At 55.3% G+C, this 17,444-nt stretch carries 15 protein-coding genes; 5 read left to right on the forward strand and 10 right to left on the reverse strand.

The features are described 5' to 3' along the window. Nucleotides 1-2: 2 nt before the first annotated feature. From ACR0MS_RS01980 to ugpB, 6 genes are all read right to left on the reverse strand, one after another. The gene (locus ACR0MS_RS01980) at nucleotides 3-452 is read right to left on the reverse strand and encodes an NUDIX hydrolase (protein WP_480568390.1); all 450 of its coding nucleotides are present in this window, start codon (nucleotides 450-452) and stop codon (nucleotides 3-5) included. 105 nt (nucleotides 453-557) lie between these two features. Beyond that, nucleotides 558-1,505 carry a glycerophosphodiester phosphodiesterase family protein gene (locus ACR0MS_RS01985; protein WP_171123591.1) on the reverse strand — a complete coding sequence of 316 codons (948 nt, stop codon included), beginning with the start codon at nucleotides 1,503-1,505 and terminating at the stop codon, nucleotides 558-560. Further along, nucleotides 1,505-2,560: a sn-glycerol-3-phosphate ABC transporter ATP-binding protein UgpC gene (gene ugpC / locus ACR0MS_RS01990; protein WP_171125965.1), complete on the reverse strand. Its 1,056-nt coding sequence runs from the start codon at nucleotides 2,558-2,560 to the stop codon at nucleotides 1,505-1,507. The genes ACR0MS_RS01985 and ugpC overlap by 1 nt, the downstream gene beginning before the upstream one ends. A gap of 3 nt (nucleotides 2,561-2,563) precedes the next feature. Then, nucleotides 2,564-3,400, reverse strand: a complete 837-nt coding sequence (gene ugpE / locus ACR0MS_RS01995; RefSeq protein ID WP_171123913.1) for a sn-glycerol-3-phosphate ABC transporter permease UgpE — start codon at nucleotides 3,398-3,400, stop codon at nucleotides 2,564-2,566. A 20-nt stretch (nucleotides 3,401-3,420) separates the two neighbouring features. Further along, complete coding sequence (gene ugpA / locus ACR0MS_RS02000; RefSeq protein WP_155150415.1) at nucleotides 3,421-4,302, reverse strand: sn-glycerol-3-phosphate ABC transporter permease UgpA; 882 nt, start codon at nucleotides 4,300-4,302, stop codon at nucleotides 3,421-3,423. 60 nt (nucleotides 4,303-4,362) lie between these two features. Beyond that, nucleotides 4,363-5,673: a sn-glycerol-3-phosphate ABC transporter substrate-binding protein UgpB gene (gene ugpB, locus ACR0MS_RS02005; RefSeq protein WP_171123596.1), complete on the reverse strand. Its 1,311-nt coding sequence runs from the start codon at nucleotides 5,671-5,673 to the stop codon at nucleotides 4,363-4,365. Between the two features lie 179 nt (nucleotides 5,674-5,852). On the opposite strand from ugpB, the gene ACR0MS_RS02010 reads away from it, so the two are divergent. From ACR0MS_RS02010 to ACR0MS_RS02030, 5 genes are all read left to right on the forward strand, one after another. Next, nucleotides 5,853-6,767: a LysR substrate-binding domain-containing protein gene (locus tag ACR0MS_RS02010; protein WP_480568394.1), complete on the forward strand. Its 915-nt coding sequence runs from the start codon at nucleotides 5,853-5,855 to the stop codon at nucleotides 6,765-6,767. Nucleotides 6,768-7,474: 707 nt separating this feature from the next. Further along, the gene (locus ACR0MS_RS02015; protein ID WP_371415275.1) at nucleotides 7,475-8,515 is read left to right on the forward strand and encodes an ABC transporter substrate-binding protein; all 1,041 of its coding nucleotides are present in this window, start codon (nucleotides 7,475-7,477) and stop codon (nucleotides 8,513-8,515) included. 36 nt (nucleotides 8,516-8,551) lie between these two features. Further along, nucleotides 8,552-10,732: an ABC transporter permease gene (locus tag ACR0MS_RS02020; protein WP_480568397.1), complete on the forward strand. Its 2,181-nt coding sequence runs from the start codon at nucleotides 8,552-8,554 to the stop codon at nucleotides 10,730-10,732. Next, on the forward strand, nucleotides 10,729-11,802 hold the full coding sequence (locus tag ACR0MS_RS02025) for an ABC transporter ATP-binding protein (RefSeq protein ID WP_170385076.1): 1,074 nt from the start codon (nucleotides 10,729-10,731) through the stop codon (nucleotides 11,800-11,802). Before ACR0MS_RS02020 ends, ACR0MS_RS02025 begins: the two co-directional genes overlap by 4 nt. Nucleotides 11,803-11,804: 2 nt before the next feature. After that, complete coding sequence (locus ACR0MS_RS02030) at nucleotides 11,805-12,371, forward strand: histidine phosphatase family protein (RefSeq protein WP_117870096.1); 567 nt, start codon at nucleotides 11,805-11,807, stop codon at nucleotides 12,369-12,371. A 6-nt stretch (nucleotides 12,372-12,377) separates the two neighbouring features. Here ACR0MS_RS02030 and ACR0MS_RS02035 read toward each other — a convergent pair whose 3' ends face one another. The 4 genes from ACR0MS_RS02035 to ACR0MS_RS02050 all read right to left on the reverse strand — a co-directional run bounded on the left by ACR0MS_RS02035 (nucleotide 12,378) and on the right by ACR0MS_RS02050 (nucleotide 17,272). Next, nucleotides 12,378-13,169 (reverse strand): inositol monophosphatase family protein, encoded by a 792-nt coding sequence (locus ACR0MS_RS02035; RefSeq protein WP_367647667.1) that lies wholly within the window; start codon nucleotides 13,167-13,169, stop codon nucleotides 12,378-12,380. A gap of 583 nt (nucleotides 13,170-13,752) precedes the next feature. Continuing rightward, nucleotides 13,753-14,196 carry a hypothetical protein gene (locus tag ACR0MS_RS02040; protein ID WP_480568400.1) on the reverse strand — a complete coding sequence of 148 codons (444 nt, stop codon included), beginning with the start codon at nucleotides 14,194-14,196 and terminating at the stop codon, nucleotides 13,753-13,755. 170 nt (nucleotides 14,197-14,366) lie between these two features. Next, nucleotides 14,367-15,857, reverse strand: a complete 1,491-nt coding sequence (locus ACR0MS_RS02045; protein ID WP_480578852.1) for a primase-helicase family protein — start codon at nucleotides 15,855-15,857, stop codon at nucleotides 14,367-14,369. Nucleotides 15,858-15,898: 41 nt separating this feature from the next. Then, the gene (locus ACR0MS_RS02050) at nucleotides 15,899-17,272 is read right to left on the reverse strand and encodes a hypothetical protein (RefSeq protein ID WP_480568406.1); all 1,374 of its coding nucleotides are present in this window, start codon (nucleotides 17,270-17,272) and stop codon (nucleotides 15,899-15,901) included. Nucleotides 17,273-17,444: the final 172 nt, after the last annotated feature.

The raw sequence follows: 17,444 nt of genomic DNA on the forward strand, positions 1-17,444 counted from the left end.
GCTCAAGGTAGCAACTCGCGGATTGATTTGTTCTTTCTAGGATTGCTTTTTAGTTCGAGGAGCAAGTCTTCCAGCTCTGGCTGTTTGAGTGCTTTCGCAGCACCCTCGGGCGAGAACCAATGCCTTTTTCTTTGGTGCCTTTCCTTCCACCGGCGCTTCACCTTATCGACGTAGAGAGGGTAGACCGTGGCTTTCACTTGGACACTGGTTCCGTCGTTAAAAACCTTGGCGTACTCAAACTCACCGATCGGCTTGCGGGAAATTGTACCTTCTACCCCAGCCTCCTCCAACGCTTCAATTTCCGCCGCGCGCCAGTCTTGCTCGCCGTCCATCGGCCAGCCCTTGGGCATGATCCAGCGCCCTGTGTCACGTGACGTTATAAGGAGCACCTTGAGGCGGCCGCCGAACAATTGCAGAGGCAATGCTGCAACTTGTTTTGTACGCTGATCCACTATGGTTCTCGCCCTCCACAGCAGGTTGAAGTGATGATGTGATCGATCCTTTCCGATTGTGACTGGCAGAAACACAAAAAACGTCACGAATTAGCGACGCAGAATTCACCCGTTTTCGATTTGCCATCCCAGGCCTAAATCCGACAGATGCCTTTGAACCCGGCCGGGGTAGTCAGATACGATTGCATCCACGCGCAGGTCGATCATCCTGCTTATATCTTCGTGCTCATTGACCGTCCAAACGGCAACACATAGGCCCAGATCTTTTGCGCGCGCCACATTTTCAGCTGTTGCATCAGCGTAGTACGGGCACCAAAGCGAACCGCCAGTTTGCTTGACCAAATTTGGAATTTCATCGCGACGACCGCGAAGGTCTGGGCAAACCGCTTTCGAGGAATCCTCGCCCACATCGTCCTCGTTTTCCGGAAGCTGCGTAAGGTAAGAAGACGGCATATCCGGAGCCTGTCGCTGGCATTCTTCTAAAAGGTTCCAGTCAAAACTGTGCAAAACCGCGCGCATAGATAGACCTTTGGCGCGAACCTCTTGGAGAACTCGCCCAACAAAGTTCTCTCGATACACTGCATCGTGAGCCAGGTCAGGATCCGACTTCAGTTCAAGCATCAGATAGGCATTGCCGTATTTTGGTTCGGCGACCAAATCGAGCAAATCTATCAGCCTTGGGACACGAACACCGTCCAGTTGCGCCTGATCTGGGAAGCGTTGACCATAGTCAGAATGCCCGTCTAACCGTCCAATATCGAATTGCTGGATTTGGTCGAAAGTCAGAGATGAGACTTTCGGCTCCTCTCCAGAAAGAAACAGGCCATTGGCGTCGCGAAAGCCAGATGCGTGCAGACGATGATTGTGGGTAATAACCGGAACGTCATCAGCCGTCAGAACGACATCGAATTCAAGAAGCGGTACGCCAATGGACAGCGAGAAGTCGAAGCCAATCATGCTGTTTTCAGGCAAAACGCCTCTTGCCCCTCGATGGCCCACGACCCGGATCAGGTTTTCTCCACCACGAAAGGCTTCGACTTGAGGAAACGCCATTAGCCGTCCAGCCTTTCGCCGGTTGATTGGTCAAACAGATGCATGTGTTCTGGGTCGACCGAAAACCGCATGTTCGGATGCCTGCCTTCGATCGGATGGACGCCTGGAAGGCTTATCGTGATCGCTCCGCCGACGCCCGCGAGTTGACCGTGCAACAGAGTGTTGGCCCCTAACGGTTCTGCCATCTGAATCGCTGCTTCCAGCGGACCATTATCATCCAACAGCAGATGCTCTGGGCGAATCCCCAGATTCAACGCGGTATCAGGACCTGCAGATCGGCCGACTGAAATTTCACCGATCTTGATCGTCCCGTTTTCACGCAAGGCGTCAAACACATTCATCGCAGGGCTGCCAATGAACTGTGCCGCGAACAGAGTTCTGGGCGTTTCGTAAACCTCCAACGGCGTTCCAATCTGCTCGGCAATGCCACCATTCATCACGATCATCCTGTCGGCCATCGTCATGGCCTCGACCTGATCGTGGGTCACATAGAGCGCCGTGATCCCCAGCTTTTCTTGGAGTTCGCGAATTTCCAGACGCATCTGGACCCGCAGCTTGGCATCAAGGTTTGAGAGCGGCTCATCAAACAGGAAAACTGCTGGCTCGCGGACAATAGCCCGACCCATCGCCACCCTCTGACGCTGACCACCTGACAACTGTCTGGGTTTGCGATCCAGCAAGGGTTCCAGCTGCAACAGCTTGGCGGCCTCGGTCACTTTCTGATCAATCTGGACCTTCGGCAACCCGGCGATTTTCAGGCCATATCCCATGTTCTGGCGCACAGACATATGTGGGTAGAGCGCATAGTTCTGGAAGACCATCGCGATGTCACGATCCATCGGCTCTTTGTCGTTGGCTCGTTCCTCTCCAATTCGGATTTCGCCATCAGTCACGGTTTCAAGTCCCGCAACCATCCGCAACAGCGTGGACTTGCCGCAGCCCGAAGGCCCAACGATCACGATGAACTCACCATCAGCAATATCGATATCGATGCCGTGGATGACGTCCGTTGGGCCAAAGCTCTTTTTGACGTTCTCTAGGGTTACTGTTGCCATTTCTTACTTCTCGCTATCGACAAGGCCACGGACAAAGAGCTTTTGCATCGACACCACCACGATGACCGGTGGGATCATTGCCAGAATTGATGTGGCCATGATGACCGGCCATTCGGCCACATCATCGCCGGACGGGAACATCTGTTTGATGCCCATCACAATGGTGTTCATTTCAGGGTCGGTGGTGATAAGCAGCGGCCAAAGGTATTGGTTCCAGCCATAGATGAACAGGATTACGAATAGCGCCGCAATATTGGTCCTGCTCATGGGTACAACGATATCAATGAAGAACCGCATCGGGCGAGCACCGTCGACTCGCGCTGCTTCGGCCAGCTCATCTGGGATGGTCAGAAAGAACTGCCGGAACAGGAACGTCGCCGTAGCCGAAGCGATAAGTGGGAAGATTAGTCCGTAATAGCTGTTGAGCATACCGAAGCCGGCAACAACTTCAAAGGTTGGAACGATACGGACCTCTACCGGGAGCATAAGGGTCAGGAAGATCAGCCAAAAAAACGTCGTGCGCCCGGGAAATCGGAAATAGACAATCGCAAAGGCTGACAATAGTGAGATTACGATCTTGCCCACCGCAATACCAATGGCCATCACGAGGCTGTTGAACAACATTGTAGCGACCGGGACATTCACACCGGAAAACAGCGCGGCCTTGTAGTTTTCCCAGAACTGGTCACCCGGCACCAACGGCATAGGCGGTGACACGATCTCTGGCTGAGTGACAGTCGAGGCGACAAATGCCAGCCAGATTGGGAAAAAGACGATCAGCACTCCAAGGATCATCAATGCGTGGGTCAACCAGATCCCCATCCCGCGTTTTTCGACCATTCCGTGTTGTTGGGCCGCCATCAGTAATGCACCCTTTTTTCCACGTATTTGAATTGGATGACGGTCAACAGGCCGACGACGATAAGCAAAATGACCGACTGGGCCGACGATGAGCCAAGATCCTGCCCAACGAACCCGTCCGAGAAGACTTTGTAGACCAGAATAGTCGTCGCTTGCTGCGGCCCGCCTCCGGTGATCGTGTGGATAACGCCAAAGGTTTCAAAGAAGGCGTAGACGACATTCACCACCAGCAGGAAGAATGCAGTCGGAGACAACAGCGGCAGCACGATCGTGAAGAACCGACGCCAGAAGCGCGCGCCGTCGATTGCAGCGGCCTCAATCACGGACCTTGGAACTGACTGCAATGCCGCGAAGAAAAACAGGAAGTTATAGCTGATGCGCCCCCAGGCCGAGGCGACAACAACCAGCCCCATGGCCTCGGTCCCGTTAAGGACATGGTTCCAGTCATAACCGAGTTGGCCGAGGTACCACGAGACGACGCCAACGCGTGTGTTGAACATGAACAGCCAAAGCACGCCTGCGACCGCAGGGGCAACGGCATAGGGCCAGATCAGCAACGTCCGGTAAACGCCCGATCCTTTGATCAAGCGGTCCGCGATGACCGCCAGAAACAACGCCGGTATCATCGAGCACAATGTGACGAGCGTTGAAAACACTGCCGTCGTTACGAAGGAGGCTCGGTAGAATTTATCGCTCAGCAGGAATTCAAAGTTGCCGAGTCCCACGAACTGGGACGACAGCCCAAAGGGGTCAGGTATGAACAGAGATTGCCAAACAGCCTGGCCTGCGGGGTAAAAGAAGAAAACGGCGGAAATGATGACCTGAGGGGCAATCAGCGCCAATGGCAAAAGCCAGCCGCGGAAGGTGACGCGTTTTTCCATCCTGATATTCCACCGAAAAAGAAAATGCGGGCCCTTAACAGGCCCGCATCAAATTAAGACTTATTGATTGGCGGATTCGAACCGGCGCAGCAGTGCGTCACCGCGCTCTTTTGCGCTGTCCATCGCTTCCTGAGCGGTCTTTTCACCGGACCAGACGGCCTCAAGCTCTTCGTCGATGATGCCGCGAATCTGGTCGAACGATCCAAGACGCAGACCTTTCGAGTTTGCGGTTGGTTCCTTCGCAGTCATCTGGATCACCGCGATGTCGGTGCCTGGGTTTTCGTCATAGAAACCTGCAGCACGAGTAGCTTCACCAGCTTCGGACGTGATTGGAAGATAACCGGTATTCTGGTGCCAAGAAGCCTGAACGTCCGACGACGAAAGGAAGCTCAGGAACTCGCCAACGCCTTTGTATTCCTCGGGATCATGGCCTTCCATTACCCAAAGCGATGCGCCGCCGATAATGGTGTTCTGAGGCTCGCTGGTGACGGCCTCCCAATAGGGTAGCGGGCGCACGTCGAACTCGAACTCAGCTTCAGAGCTGATACCGGCATAACCAGCCGAGCTTTCGGTGAACAACGCGCATTCACCAGCCCGGAAATTTGCGCCACCTTCGTTTCTGCGCCCGGTGTAGATGAACTTGCCATCCTTGGCCCAGTCCCCCATTGCTGTCAGGTGTGCGACCTGTGCCGGACCGTTCAGCATCAGCTCGGTATCCAGACCGGCAAAACCGTTGTCCTGCGATGCGAACGGAACGTCGTGATAGGCGGACAGGTTCTCGAGGTGAATCCAGCTTTGCCATGCGGTCACCAGCGGGCAGTCCTCACCGCCAGCCTTCAGCTGTTCAAGCACGTCGCCAACCTTTTCCCAGGTCGATAGATCTGTGTCCGGATCAACACCCGCCGCTTCGAAGGCATCACGATTGACCCACAGAACCGGTGTGGACGAGTTGAAAGGCAGTGAGAGCATTTCTCCGTCCGTTGTAGTATAGTACCCTTTGACAGCGCCAATATATGCGTCAGGATCGAACGGCGCACCGCTTTCAGCCATCACTTCATAGACGGGTTTGATCGCACCTTCGGCCGACATCATCGTTGCAGTGCCCACTTCGAAAACCATTAGAATGTGGGGCTGCTCACCGGCGCGGAAAGCCGCAATTCCTGCGTTCAGAGTTTCTGAGTAATTGCCTTTGTGGCTTTCGACCACGACGAACTCATCCTGGCTGGCGTTGAACTCTTCGACCTGCGCTTTAACAAGCTCACCCAGTCGGCCGGTGAAGGCGTGCCAGAACTGAACTTCAGTTTGCGCCATCGCCGCCACGGGGGACAACGCAGTGGTTACGGCAAGAGCGCCGAGAAAATGCTTATTCATGATTCCTCCCATGCATCAGTTTTGATGCTTCGTTGAATGCCAACTGCAACGCGTAATCAGCACACATGACGATTTCACGACGTTAACGTTACAAATTTATAATTCAAGCATTTAATTTTTGAGAAAAACATAACATTACATTATAAACTGACTAAGAAACAACGAACCAGGTTCAAAGTATGAGTCAAACTTTGAGGATCCGCCAATTGGAAGCGCTCATGGCAGTTTCCACAAATGGGTCGGTCACCGCTGCAGCTACGGATCTTGGGATAAGCCAGCCTGCGGTCAGCCGACTGCTTTCTGATCTGGAAAAATCGCTTGGCTTTCAACTTTTTGATCGCCGTGAAGGTCGCTTAGTTCCTTCGCAGGAGGTGCGTTATCTGCAACCCAGCGTAGAGCGCGTTTTGGAATTGATGAAGCAGATCTCGGACGTTAGCCAAGACATAACCCAACGCAAAGCGGGACACATCCGCATCGCATGTTTGCCCGGGTTCGCCACCAGTCACCTTCCCAACGTCATTGCCACGTTTTTAGAAGATCGGCCAGGTGTAACAATGACGATCGAACCTGACAGACCGGAACGCATTCTCGAGTGGATGATCGGTGAGCAATATGATTTCGGAATCACAGATAACTTTAACGGGCATCCGGCCGTCGAAAGCAGAGACATCGATGTCCGTACAGTTTGCGTGTTTCCTACCGGGCATGAATTGGAAAAACTCTCCGAGGTGACACCCACGGATCTTGCAAACGCCAAGATTATTCACACACGGCGCGACAGCGATTTTTTTGGACAGCTTTCAAAAGCGTTTCAAAACGCCAACGTCAAATTGAATTCCCACATCGAAGTCAGGCAGTTCACGGCGGCTTGTGAATTGGCTGTAAAAGGTGTCGGGACTTCCGTGGTCAGCGAGTTGGACGCCGTCCAATATGCAGACAACGGATTGAGCTACCGACCGTTCAAACCGCTCTTGTCACATACGCTTTCCCTTGTGCGTCCGATTTTGAAGCAACCGTCACTAGTGACGCTTGAGTTCATCGAGCAGTTCCAAGAGAGCCTAGCCCCGTTCAAGGCAGACAAGCGCCATCACTAGTTGTAGGGCGGCAAACGCTAATGTTCGCTGCCAGCAAGCCGTATATTTTCCATCTTCTTAGCTTGAAACCAATTCTTGAGTGTTTGGAATAACCCCCGAGATCGATCTCGCACTAACTGCAAAAAACGTGGAAATACTGAGTAGTTTTGCAGTTGAGCTTGGATGATCTAGCTTCTTATCCCAGAACAGTCTAGCGACCGCTTTGTCCGCACAGCAGTTGTTGATGCGCTGCGTAGCGAACGACCGCTCCGAGCCCATTGTTGACGTTCCCAAGGTAAGTTTCCTCGGTCATGCAGGGCGATGAGAACGCACTCACTGCGTGAACCCACACATCACAAGTGTGGTCAAAATCGGAAGCTAGCTTTCAACATTCGCTGCAAAATCTGTATTAACGTTAGACAATCTGATTGCCCAGAACACAATTCGCCAATTGGCGTAAGTATCAAGCTCCGCGCATTCGAAGGCTATGGATAAGCTTGCGATCTTCCTTTGAATAGTGCTTTCAAAGGTGCTCCGTTTGGATCGCACTGATTTTGTCACTCTGCAAAAATCCTTGCGAAACAAGTGCTAGAGTGGTCAGACTTACATAGTCACAAAGAGGAAAAGCCGTACCGAGACCGGTGAAATCATAAGATGCCACAATTAAGCGTGGCCGCCCTCACAGGTGACATGACAGTTCCCGGCTCAAAGCTGGAAGCTGGATAGTTATGGGAGGAAAGACTTTGAAAAAATTGACAAACACACTTGCTGGCTCACTGATCGCATTCGCCGCTTCCATGGGTGCTGCGCAAGCCGACAAGCTGACATTCTACTGTTCGGCGCAGGAAGACTGGTGCCAGCTGATGGCGCGCAGCTTCGAGGACGCCACCGGCATTGACGTGAACATGACTCGCAAATCCTCTGGCGAGACCTTTGCGCAAATACGTGCGGAAAGTTCAAACCCAAAAGGAGATGTCTGGTGGGGCGGCACGGGTGACCCGCACCTTCAAGCGGCCGAAGAAGGTTTAACTATGGAATATGTCTCGCCCATGCGTGACCAGTTGCATGACTGGGCAATTTCACAGGCCGAAAGTGCTGGCAACAAGACCATCGGTATCTATTCGGGTGCGTTGGGCTATGGCTACAACTCTGACCTCCTGGCGGCCAACAACCTGCCTGAACCCGCCTGCTGGAAGGACCTGCTCAAGCCGGAATATAAAGGGCACGTTCAGATGGCGAACCCGAATTCGTCCGGAACTGCCTACACGACGCTGGCGTCGATGGTGCAGATCTTTGGCGAGGACGAGGGCTTTGAGTTCATGAAAGGCCTTCACGCCAACATAAATCAGTACACCAAATCCGGTTCGGCGCCCATCAAGGCTGCGGGTCGTGGCGAGAACACGATCGGCATTGTCTTCATGCATGACGCCGTCAAGCAGGCGGTGTCAGGCTTCCCTGTAAAGGTTGTCGCCCCGTGCGAAGGCACTGGTTACGAGATCGGTTCGATGTCGATCATTGAAGGCGCTCGCAACGAAGAAGAAGCCAAAAAGTTCTACGACTGGGCGCTGAGTGCCGAAGCCCAGAACCTCGCACTTGAAGTCAATGCCTTCCAGGTCCCGTCCAACAAGGGTGCGCAAACATCTGAAAGCGCCCCGGATATGAGCCAGATCAAGCTGATCGACTACGACTTCAAAAAGTACGGCTCCTCTGATGAGCGTAAGCGTCTGCTGCAAAAGTGGGACGAAGACGTTTCGGTGCTGCCGCAGTAAGTGACTGAGAAAGCGAAAACCAGGACCCACCCGGTATTGATCTTCTGGATCATTGTCGGTTGGGCCGGCTACGTCCTGCTGCCATGGTACATGGTTGAGGATGGCCTTTGGTCATTTGAATGGCTCTTTAACGGCTATCCGTTTGACGAAGATTTTGCGCCCGCTCTATTTCTGATCGGGCGGGGTGAAAAGCTCTGGCTTGCACCCTTGCTGATCCCGCTGGCATTGCCAATTCTGGTGCTGGGGAAACCTAAATCTGATCCGATCTACGCTAAGATCCTGATTCTTGCCGGTGCACTGGGCTTTGGCTGGCTGATTGCGCAAGGCTTCGGGATCGGCATTCGCGGCTTCAACTTCGACTGGCTCAAGGCCCTCTTTGGTGAGCCGAAAATCCGACAGTTCGGCATGGGGTATGGAGCGATGCTCTGTGCGTCGGCCTTCCTGTTCCTGCTCACGCAGGGCATAGCGGCGCGCGGTGCAGTCAACGGCGATGTGTTTGTCGTCAGCGCCATCGGCGGCGTCATTACAATCGTCACTGCCTTCGTGTTCTTTCCAATTGCCAACATGCTGTTTTCGGCCTTTGTGACCGAAAACGGCGCCTATTCGGTATCTGTTTTTGCCTCAAAATTTTTTGATGACCGTCTCTGGGGATTGGGGTGTTTTTGGGGTGCTAAATGCGGCGCCGCGTGGAACTCCCTCTTTTTGGCCATTCTCGTCGGCCTGATCACCACGGTTCTGGGACTTTGTTTTGCACTTTTGGTCACCAGGTCAGGGTTTCGGTTCAAGCGTGGGATGCGCGCGCTGACGGTTTTGCCAATCATCACGCCCCCCTTCGTAATCGGGCTGGCCTTGATCCTACTCTTCGGTTTATCCGGGTCGGTCACAGTCTTTTTCGCTGATCTTTTTGGCGTGCAACCGTCGCGGTGGCTCTATGGAATGCCGGGTGTCCTGATCGCCCAGACGCTGGCCTTCACCCCCATCGCATTTCTGGTGTTGATTGGTGTTGTCGAAGGCGTGTCGCCGACGATGGAGGAAGCCGCCCAAACGCTGCGCGCCAATAGGTGGCAAACCTTCCGAACGGTGTCGCTGCCCCTGATGAGACCCGGTCTGGCGAATGCCTTTCTGCTCGGCTTCATCGAAAGCATGGCCGACTTCGGCAACCCGCTTGTTCTAGGCGGTAATTTTGACGTTCTGTCGACCGAGATTTTCTTTGCCATCGTCGGCGCGCAATATGATCAGGGTCGGGCTGCCGTGCTGGCCATGGTACTGCTCTTCTTCACGCTGTCTGCCTTTTACGCGCAGCGCGCCTGGCTCGGTAAGAAAAGCTACACCACCGTTTCCGGCAAGGGGGACGCTGGCGTGCATCCGCTGATGCCCCATGGGCTGGCGATACCCGTGCTGGCCATCGCGACCATCTGGGCACTGTTTACAGCGGTTGTGTACGGCATGATCATTTACGGCAGCGTCGTTGAGCTTTGGGGCGTCAACAACACGCTCACCTTCAAACACTATGTCACCGCCTTCTCAGTGCGCTTTGAAGAGGAAGGCATCCGCTGGACGGGTGCCGCATGGGACAGTTTCTGGACCACCATCAGCATTGCGGCCATAGCGGCTCCGCTGACGGCAGCTGTAGGACTGGTGACCGCCTACTTGCTCACGCGCCAAAATTTCGCCGGAAAGAACGCCTTCGAATTCGGAACGATGCTGTCCTTCGCCATTCCCGGTACCGTCATCGGGGTCAGCTACATCTTGGCTTTCAACGTTCCCCCGATCGAAATCACAGGCACTGGTGTGATCCTCGTGATCAGCTTCATTTTCCGCAACATGCCCGTCGGCGTGCGTGCGGGCATTGCATCCATGTCGCAACTGGACAGGTCGCTTGATGAATCCTCGCTGACGCTGGGTGCAAACTCGTGGCAGACGTTCCGACGCGTGATCCTGCCCCTGCTTAAGCCCGCCATCCTAGCGGCACTCGTCTACAGTTTTGTCCGCGCGATGACCGCGATCTCGGCAGTCATTTTTCTGGTATCGGCCGAATACGACATGGCGACCAGCTACATCATCGGGCGCGTCGAGAACAATGACTACGGCCTTGCCATCGCCTATTCCACCACGCTGATCTTCGTGATGCTGGCATCTGTAGGGCTTTTGCAATTCCTCGTGGGCCGCGTGCAGATCGGACGGCGCACCCAGATCGGAGCGGAAAGAACGACATGACTGATACCAACATTGCTAGTAAAGCCGCGCCGGTTCGGTTCGAAGGAGTGTCAAAAGTATTTGGCAAAGATGTCGTGGCCGTCGACAACATCGACCTGCATGTGGAAGCAGGTAAACTGGTGACGCTGCTGGGGCCATCGGGCTGCGGCAAAACAACGACGCTGCGCATGATTGCCGGTCTGGAGATGGCCAGCTCGGGCCGGATCGTGATAGGCGATCGCGACGTGACCAAGCTGCCCGCGACCGATCGCGATGTGTCTATGGTGTTTCAGTCTTACGCCCTGTTCCCACATATGAGCGTGCTAGAAAACGTGATGTATGGTTTGACATTCTCCGGCTTTGATAAGAGCGAGGCCAGATCGCGCGCGCTCAAAGGGTTGGAACTGGTGGGCCTCAAGGGCTTCGACAACCGTTTGCCTAGCGAACTGTCAGGAGGCCAGCAACAACGTGTCGCAGTCGCCCGCGCGCTGGTGCTGGAACCGCAGGTGCTGCTCTTTGACGAACCCCTGTCGAACCTCGATGCCAAACTGCGCCGACAGGTGCGCGAAGACATTCGCTCCATTCAGCGGGACCTCGGACTGACAGTTGTCTATGTAACCCACGATCAGGAGGAAGCGCTTGCCGTGTCGGACGAGATCGTCGTCATGCGTAACGCCGCCATTGCCCAGATCGGCACACCACGGCAACTCTATGACGCACCAATCGACCGCTTCGTGGCTGACTTCATCGGTGAAGCGAACCTGATCGAGTGCAAAATCGTCGAAGTCGATGGCGATCAAGCGACAATCGACATCGAAGGACACCGCCACCGTTTGCCTTCTCGCGATTTGCCTGTAGGTCCGGCAACGCTGGCGGTGCGTCCGTCCCGCATCCTGATCGGATACGAAACCGGCATCCCAGCAAAAGTCTCCAAGGCTACCTATGTCGGCGTGCGCATGGAATACACGCTGACCGGCGCATTCGGACAGGTGTTTGCCGTGCAGGACGACGTGGATGACCCGTTGCAACCGGGCGCTGACGTCAAAATGGCCTTTGCAGACCGGGGACCGGTTTTGCTGCCGAAGGGCTGACATTGCCGAAACTCGTTATCATTTCGCACCCGGAAGTGGTCGTGAACCCAGAGATCGCAATCACCAAATGGGAACTGAGTGAGGTGGGCCGCACCCGGGCCGAAGCATTTGCGAATACGCCGATCATGGCCTCGGTCAGCGCCATCTGGTCCAGCACCGAACGCAAGGCAGAACAGACAGCTGCGATCCTGGCCAAACCGCACGGCCTTGAGGTGAAGGTAAACCCGGCGCTGGGCGAAAATGACCGCAGTGCCACCGGTTTCCTGCCACCGCACCAGTTCGAAGCCGCCGCCGATGCATTCTTCGCTGCACCCGACGTGAGCTTTCGCGGCTGGGAAACCGCGACAGATGCTCAGGCCCGGATTGTCGGGGCAGTCACGTCAATCATGGACGCGCACGATGGTGGTGATCTTGCCATCGTAACCCACGGCGCGGTTGGGACGCTGCTCTGGTGTCATCTCTCAGGAGTGCGGATTGATCGCCAGCACGACCAGCCTGGGCAGGGGCATTTCTGGAGCGCTGATTTGGACACGCTGTGCTGTAGCCTCGGCTGGCGGGCTATCGCCTGACGCAAATCAGTCGTGCCATGCCTTCTCGCAAATTGCTTTGAGATCATCAAAGATCTTTGGCGTACCGGCAATGACGCGGCCACCATCGCGGATCATTTCATTGGCGTCCTGTTCTTCGACGACACCACCGGCCTCTGCGATCAACAGCTGACCGGCAAGACAGTCCCACGCGTTCATATGCTCTTCGACGTACCCCAACAACCGGCCTGCCGCGACATAGGCAAGCGACAGCGCGCCGCTTGCATTGCGATGATACATGGCCCCGCGTTCGATGATGGCTGAAATGATTGGGATCACCTTTGCCGCTTCGATGCGGTTCGAATATCCGACCGAGACGGTCCCGCTTGCCATATCGACGCCTGATGCGACCTGCATTGGCTGCCCGTTGAGCGTTGCTCCCGCCCCCCGCATGGCGGCATAGGTCTCAGCCACGTTCGGCTCGTGAATGACACCGATTTGTGTTTGTCCCTCTGAAACAACCGCCAGGACGATCGTCCACGCCGGAATGCCGTTTACGAAGTTCGTGGTGCCGTCGATTGGGTCGATCACCCAGTCAAACCCGCTGGACCCTGATTTCGCAGCGTGCTCCTCTCCGAAGATTCCATCATCGGGATAGGCCTCGGTTATTTTTTCGCGAACATACGTCTCGACATTTCGGTCGGCTTCGCTGACCCAATCCTGAGCACCCTTTGCATCCACCACCAGAGTGTCTCTATTGCCAAAATATTTTATAGCCAACGCGCCTGCTTCTTCAGCCACTTTGGTGGCGAACAAACTTCGATCAGAGATGCTTTGCACTCGATCCTCCTGCCGTTAAATTCTGTTTCTGATTATGAACAATAGGCGGTGCCGGGGGTCAGCACCACCAAGCAAGATTAAAACCCGTTTCGTCGATTTCTTCAGATACATATTACGACAACGAAATGAAGCCCCAAACTAATGGTGGACAGCGGACCTATGCAATTGATGTCTCTTACGTGAAGGCCCGCTTTGAACGCGTTGTAGCCCAAAGCCGATTAATTTCCGACGGTACAACTTAAGCCCATAAAACCCTTGATCGACCATAAATGTAGCGACTGCTTTGTCCGCGTTTCGGTCATTGCTCCAATTTCCGCCAGCGTCCGCTTTTGAGAGCAGCTGCCATTCACGGTCGGAACTTCAACAATTGTGCCCTGAGCGATCAGCCTTCCGCTTTCTGAGGTTTTGTATTCGGGAAAAATCGAAAAATTTTTGGGCAGAACGCAATACGTAAAAATCGAAAAAAAATTTTGAAGGGTGAAGCGATGTGGGGAGGCCCAGTTCCACTGGCCCCCGTGTTTTTGTCGGGGTGGGGGGGGTATTTTCGGGATTTTGCCTGGCCTGACAAAACCCACCCCGACGCCTACCGTTCGAACGACGAAGCCTCACTGCATGCTGGTACTAGGTCGATCTCTTTGCGCACCCCGATCGCCGTTGGTTTTGGGTTTCGCGGGTTGGATGACGCAGGCCACGTCGCGCGTATTCTCATTACGTCAGCGGCGCAGTAGCACTTTACGCCATGTCGCTGGATAAACTCGTGGTATTCTGCCCCGACATATGTCCGGTCACGGCGCTTGCCTTCTCGAATGCGGATTAGGAGAACAGGTTGCAGGTCGTAGTGCCAGCGGATGTCACAGGCCGCACAGGCATGGATATCTCTGCCGAGGCTACCGAACACCCGTGTGGCGACCTCCACGGCGTCGGGATTACCGTCCAGAAATTCGAATATGAGGGGCGTCGCCTCAATGGTGACGACACCGGACTTGCGGGCCTGTGCGGCGCGCTTCCTGCGCTCGTGCCGGTTCATGTTAAAAGGCCCGAGAGGAAGGAAACTGAGGAAGGAATGGGTATTTTTTATATTTATGACGTGCGCGGTGCGTCTGTATGTATATACACCTCCCTGTCATACAGTACGGGAGGGAGCGCGCTCTCGGGTATTATATGATTATATATATTGATTCCTTCCGTTCCTTCCTCTCAAAACTCGTCAGGAAGGCCCAAAAAAGCATTTAACTTTTTGATTTGTTTTTGTAATTCCGAAAAAATGCTCTTTTGGTCGCTGTTCGAACCTTCCGGCTCTCCAAAGTCCGCTATCTCTCCCAAGGTGTTCCAGAACGCCTTGAAGCCGTGGTCTGAGTACCGCTCACCGACATTGCTCAAAGTCCACTTTTGGTACGCCTCTCGAACCTTTTTTCGGGAAATTCGGACTGGTTCCTTCCTCCAATCGGGGGTTTTTTCGCCGATTCTGTGCTCAAAAAAGTACCCCTCTACCGGGAATTCTCCGCTGTGAACGGCTTCCATCCACCATCGGTGGACACCTTTGAGAGACTGTTCTTTCTGGTGGATGGTTTCAGCTGTGAGGGGGCGGTCGCGCTCTGGGTTCCAGTCCGACACGTCGCGGTTCAGCATCTTTTGTAGGAAGTGCGCCGCGCCGTCGCCTTCAATGTGGTTGGACAGGCGTTCGAAGTATTCATAATCACGCTTCCGGTCATCACTGGTCCGACCCACTACGATGCGACGGTCATCATGCTCCACGTGGACGGCGTGACTTTCGTTAGTGGCGGCGACGATGCCCAGATATGAGGGGGTGGTTTCGCCGTCGAGCCCCTTGGCCTCAAGCAGCATCGTTTTGGCCGTGATGCGCCGTTTCATTTTCTGGTTGGCCTTCTTGTCACCGACAAAGAAGCACTCGTCTGCGAACACGTAGCAGGCGCTCATGAGGTGCTTATTGAATTTCCCCAGCAGGTGGCCGCTTTCTTCGATCACCACGGCGTGTTGGTTGAAAATACGCTGCGCCAACAGGTCGTCAAAGATGATGCCTTTACCCGTGCCCTGCCCGCCGAGAAAGGCGGGCATGACGCCCATTACACGGGCCGGGTCTTGGATTTTGGCAGCGATGAAATTCAGGGTGTATTCGTTCAGCGCTTCGTCGCCATTGCAGATCACGTCGCGGATGTGGTCGAGGATCAGGTCGCACGGCCCCTCTTTCGGCTCAACACCCCAACCCATCCACAGGTTCAGGAAACCGTCAGGAACCTCGCCTGTGGGCATCATGACTGTGCCCTTGTACTGGCGTCGGTCGGGTGATGCCATCCAAAGTGGACCGGCAGGCACCAACCCTTCGGGGGTCGCAACGGTGATGTTTTCGACCAGAGCCAAGAAATCTGTCTTGGTGAGCAGCGAAAGAACCTTGCGCATTTTCATGTCGCCGGTCGTGTTCTTCTTGAGCCGCATCGGCTGCTCAACCCAATAACCAACGCGGAATTTGCTGCCGATGATTAACGCGAAGAATTCTGCGTTTAAAAGTTCCGTGGCCTGTTGCGCGGCGTCCTGTCGTTCGTCTGCGTCGCGGTGCTTGATCATCCGCTTGAGCGACTTTTCGAGGTTCTTCTTGGTCATTCGAACACCTGCGTCGGTGCAGTCGTCCCGTAGCGCGTCGAGCGCGTCGTCATGTTCGAGCCAGTCCATCTCAGCGATTTCCGCCAGACGCCGTTTGATGTCCTTTTTGTTCATTTCAACCTAGTCTCCATCATGCGGGAGATTCTCGCCTCGCGGGTGTCTTGTTCGCGTCTCGGGAGCTTTCTGAGCGCGTCGAACCGGCGGGCGAATATGTCCCGGTACTCCGCGTCAGTGCCGAGGATGTACTTGCGCACTTTCCCGTGTGCGTGGGACGTGAGGCGTCGGCCATAAGCAAAGATCATGCCGGTGATGGCACCGCCCCGGTAATCGGGTTCCAGCGGGTCGCGGGTCTTGGCTTTCTCGTAGGCGCTGGGTTGCATCAGGACATCACCCACGGTCACGAGTTGCCCGTCGGCCAGGTGCAGCACGAACTCGGACCCAAGGACCATGTGTTCCGTCTCAAACATGTCCAGCAGTTCTTTGCGCCGTCCGCGCTGCGTGGCATCGGTCACGTGCGCGGTGATGGCTCGTGGCGTAGCCGCGACGCCCAGAGAAGTGCGCGCCTCCACTTCAAGCCGTTCGTCTGCCCAGACCTCGCGCTGGGCGTGTGCGTCGTCGCGTGTCCGTAATATTTCACGCGCGACACGCTCTGTATACTCACGCTCTTCATCGGATGTCAGGTCTGGAAAGACCCGCCGTGTATCGGCTAGGGCCAGCCCTTCGCTGATCAGGAAGGCGTTAGGGCTGCGTTGCTCCAATCCCTCGCCACACACGGCCCCGGCGGCGTAGTCCAGCCGTGAGGGTTGGTACATGCACGGGTCAAGCGTGGCACGGATGAGTTGCGCACCATTAGCTGAGATGAGGATGTAGCCGAACCCGTTCAGCCAGAGGCGTTTGAGCAGGACCTCGGCTGCGCGGGGTATGTCCGTGCCGTCCTCAACGCCCATGTACAGGCGCTGCCCTTTGAGCCCGACCACCTCGCAATCGAGAACAGTATCGAAAATATAGGAGGACGATGAGCAACCCCACAACACGTCGTGGTCGGCATATCCCGGCACGGCGGTCACGACCTGTCGCCACAAATCGTCACGGCTCAGCGCGGCGTGGTCGGGTCGTGGGTCATAGTCGGCAGCGAGGATGGCTGGACCCTCGGGCCATGCGAAATGGTCCTCGCTGCGGGCGATGGTGCCGGTTGTGACCCGTTCCTTGGTAACCAGCGGCACACCATCGTCGGGCATGTCGATTGTCGGGACTCCGTAGGTCAGCACGTCCCGCCCAGCGCGCAGTTCAGTGTTCAGCACTGTAGCGAAATCCGCCATGTCGGTGGCCTCGTCCACGAACGCCCGCCCCGCGCTGAGCCAGCCAACGGTTTCCTTATCCAGTTCGTTGTCAGCGCCCCAGCGGTAGTGTTTGCCACCCGTCTCGGGTTTAGTCAGTTCAATCCGCGTGTAGCTGAGCGGCGGGGTGTTCTGATTACGCGCCATTTCACCGTTTTCCTTCATCTTGCGCCCACAGAAGCTTGTGTTGCGGGCAATTCGTCGTTTTCCTTTGCGTTTCGAAGGCGGGGGCACGGGGCGTCACTGTTTGCGTTACTAATGCCCCTCCGAAACGGCACTTATCTGCCCGCTGCGTGTTGGTAGAGCAGCGCAAGAGCCT

The organism is Ruegeria sp. CJ2 (assembly GCF_056536745.1).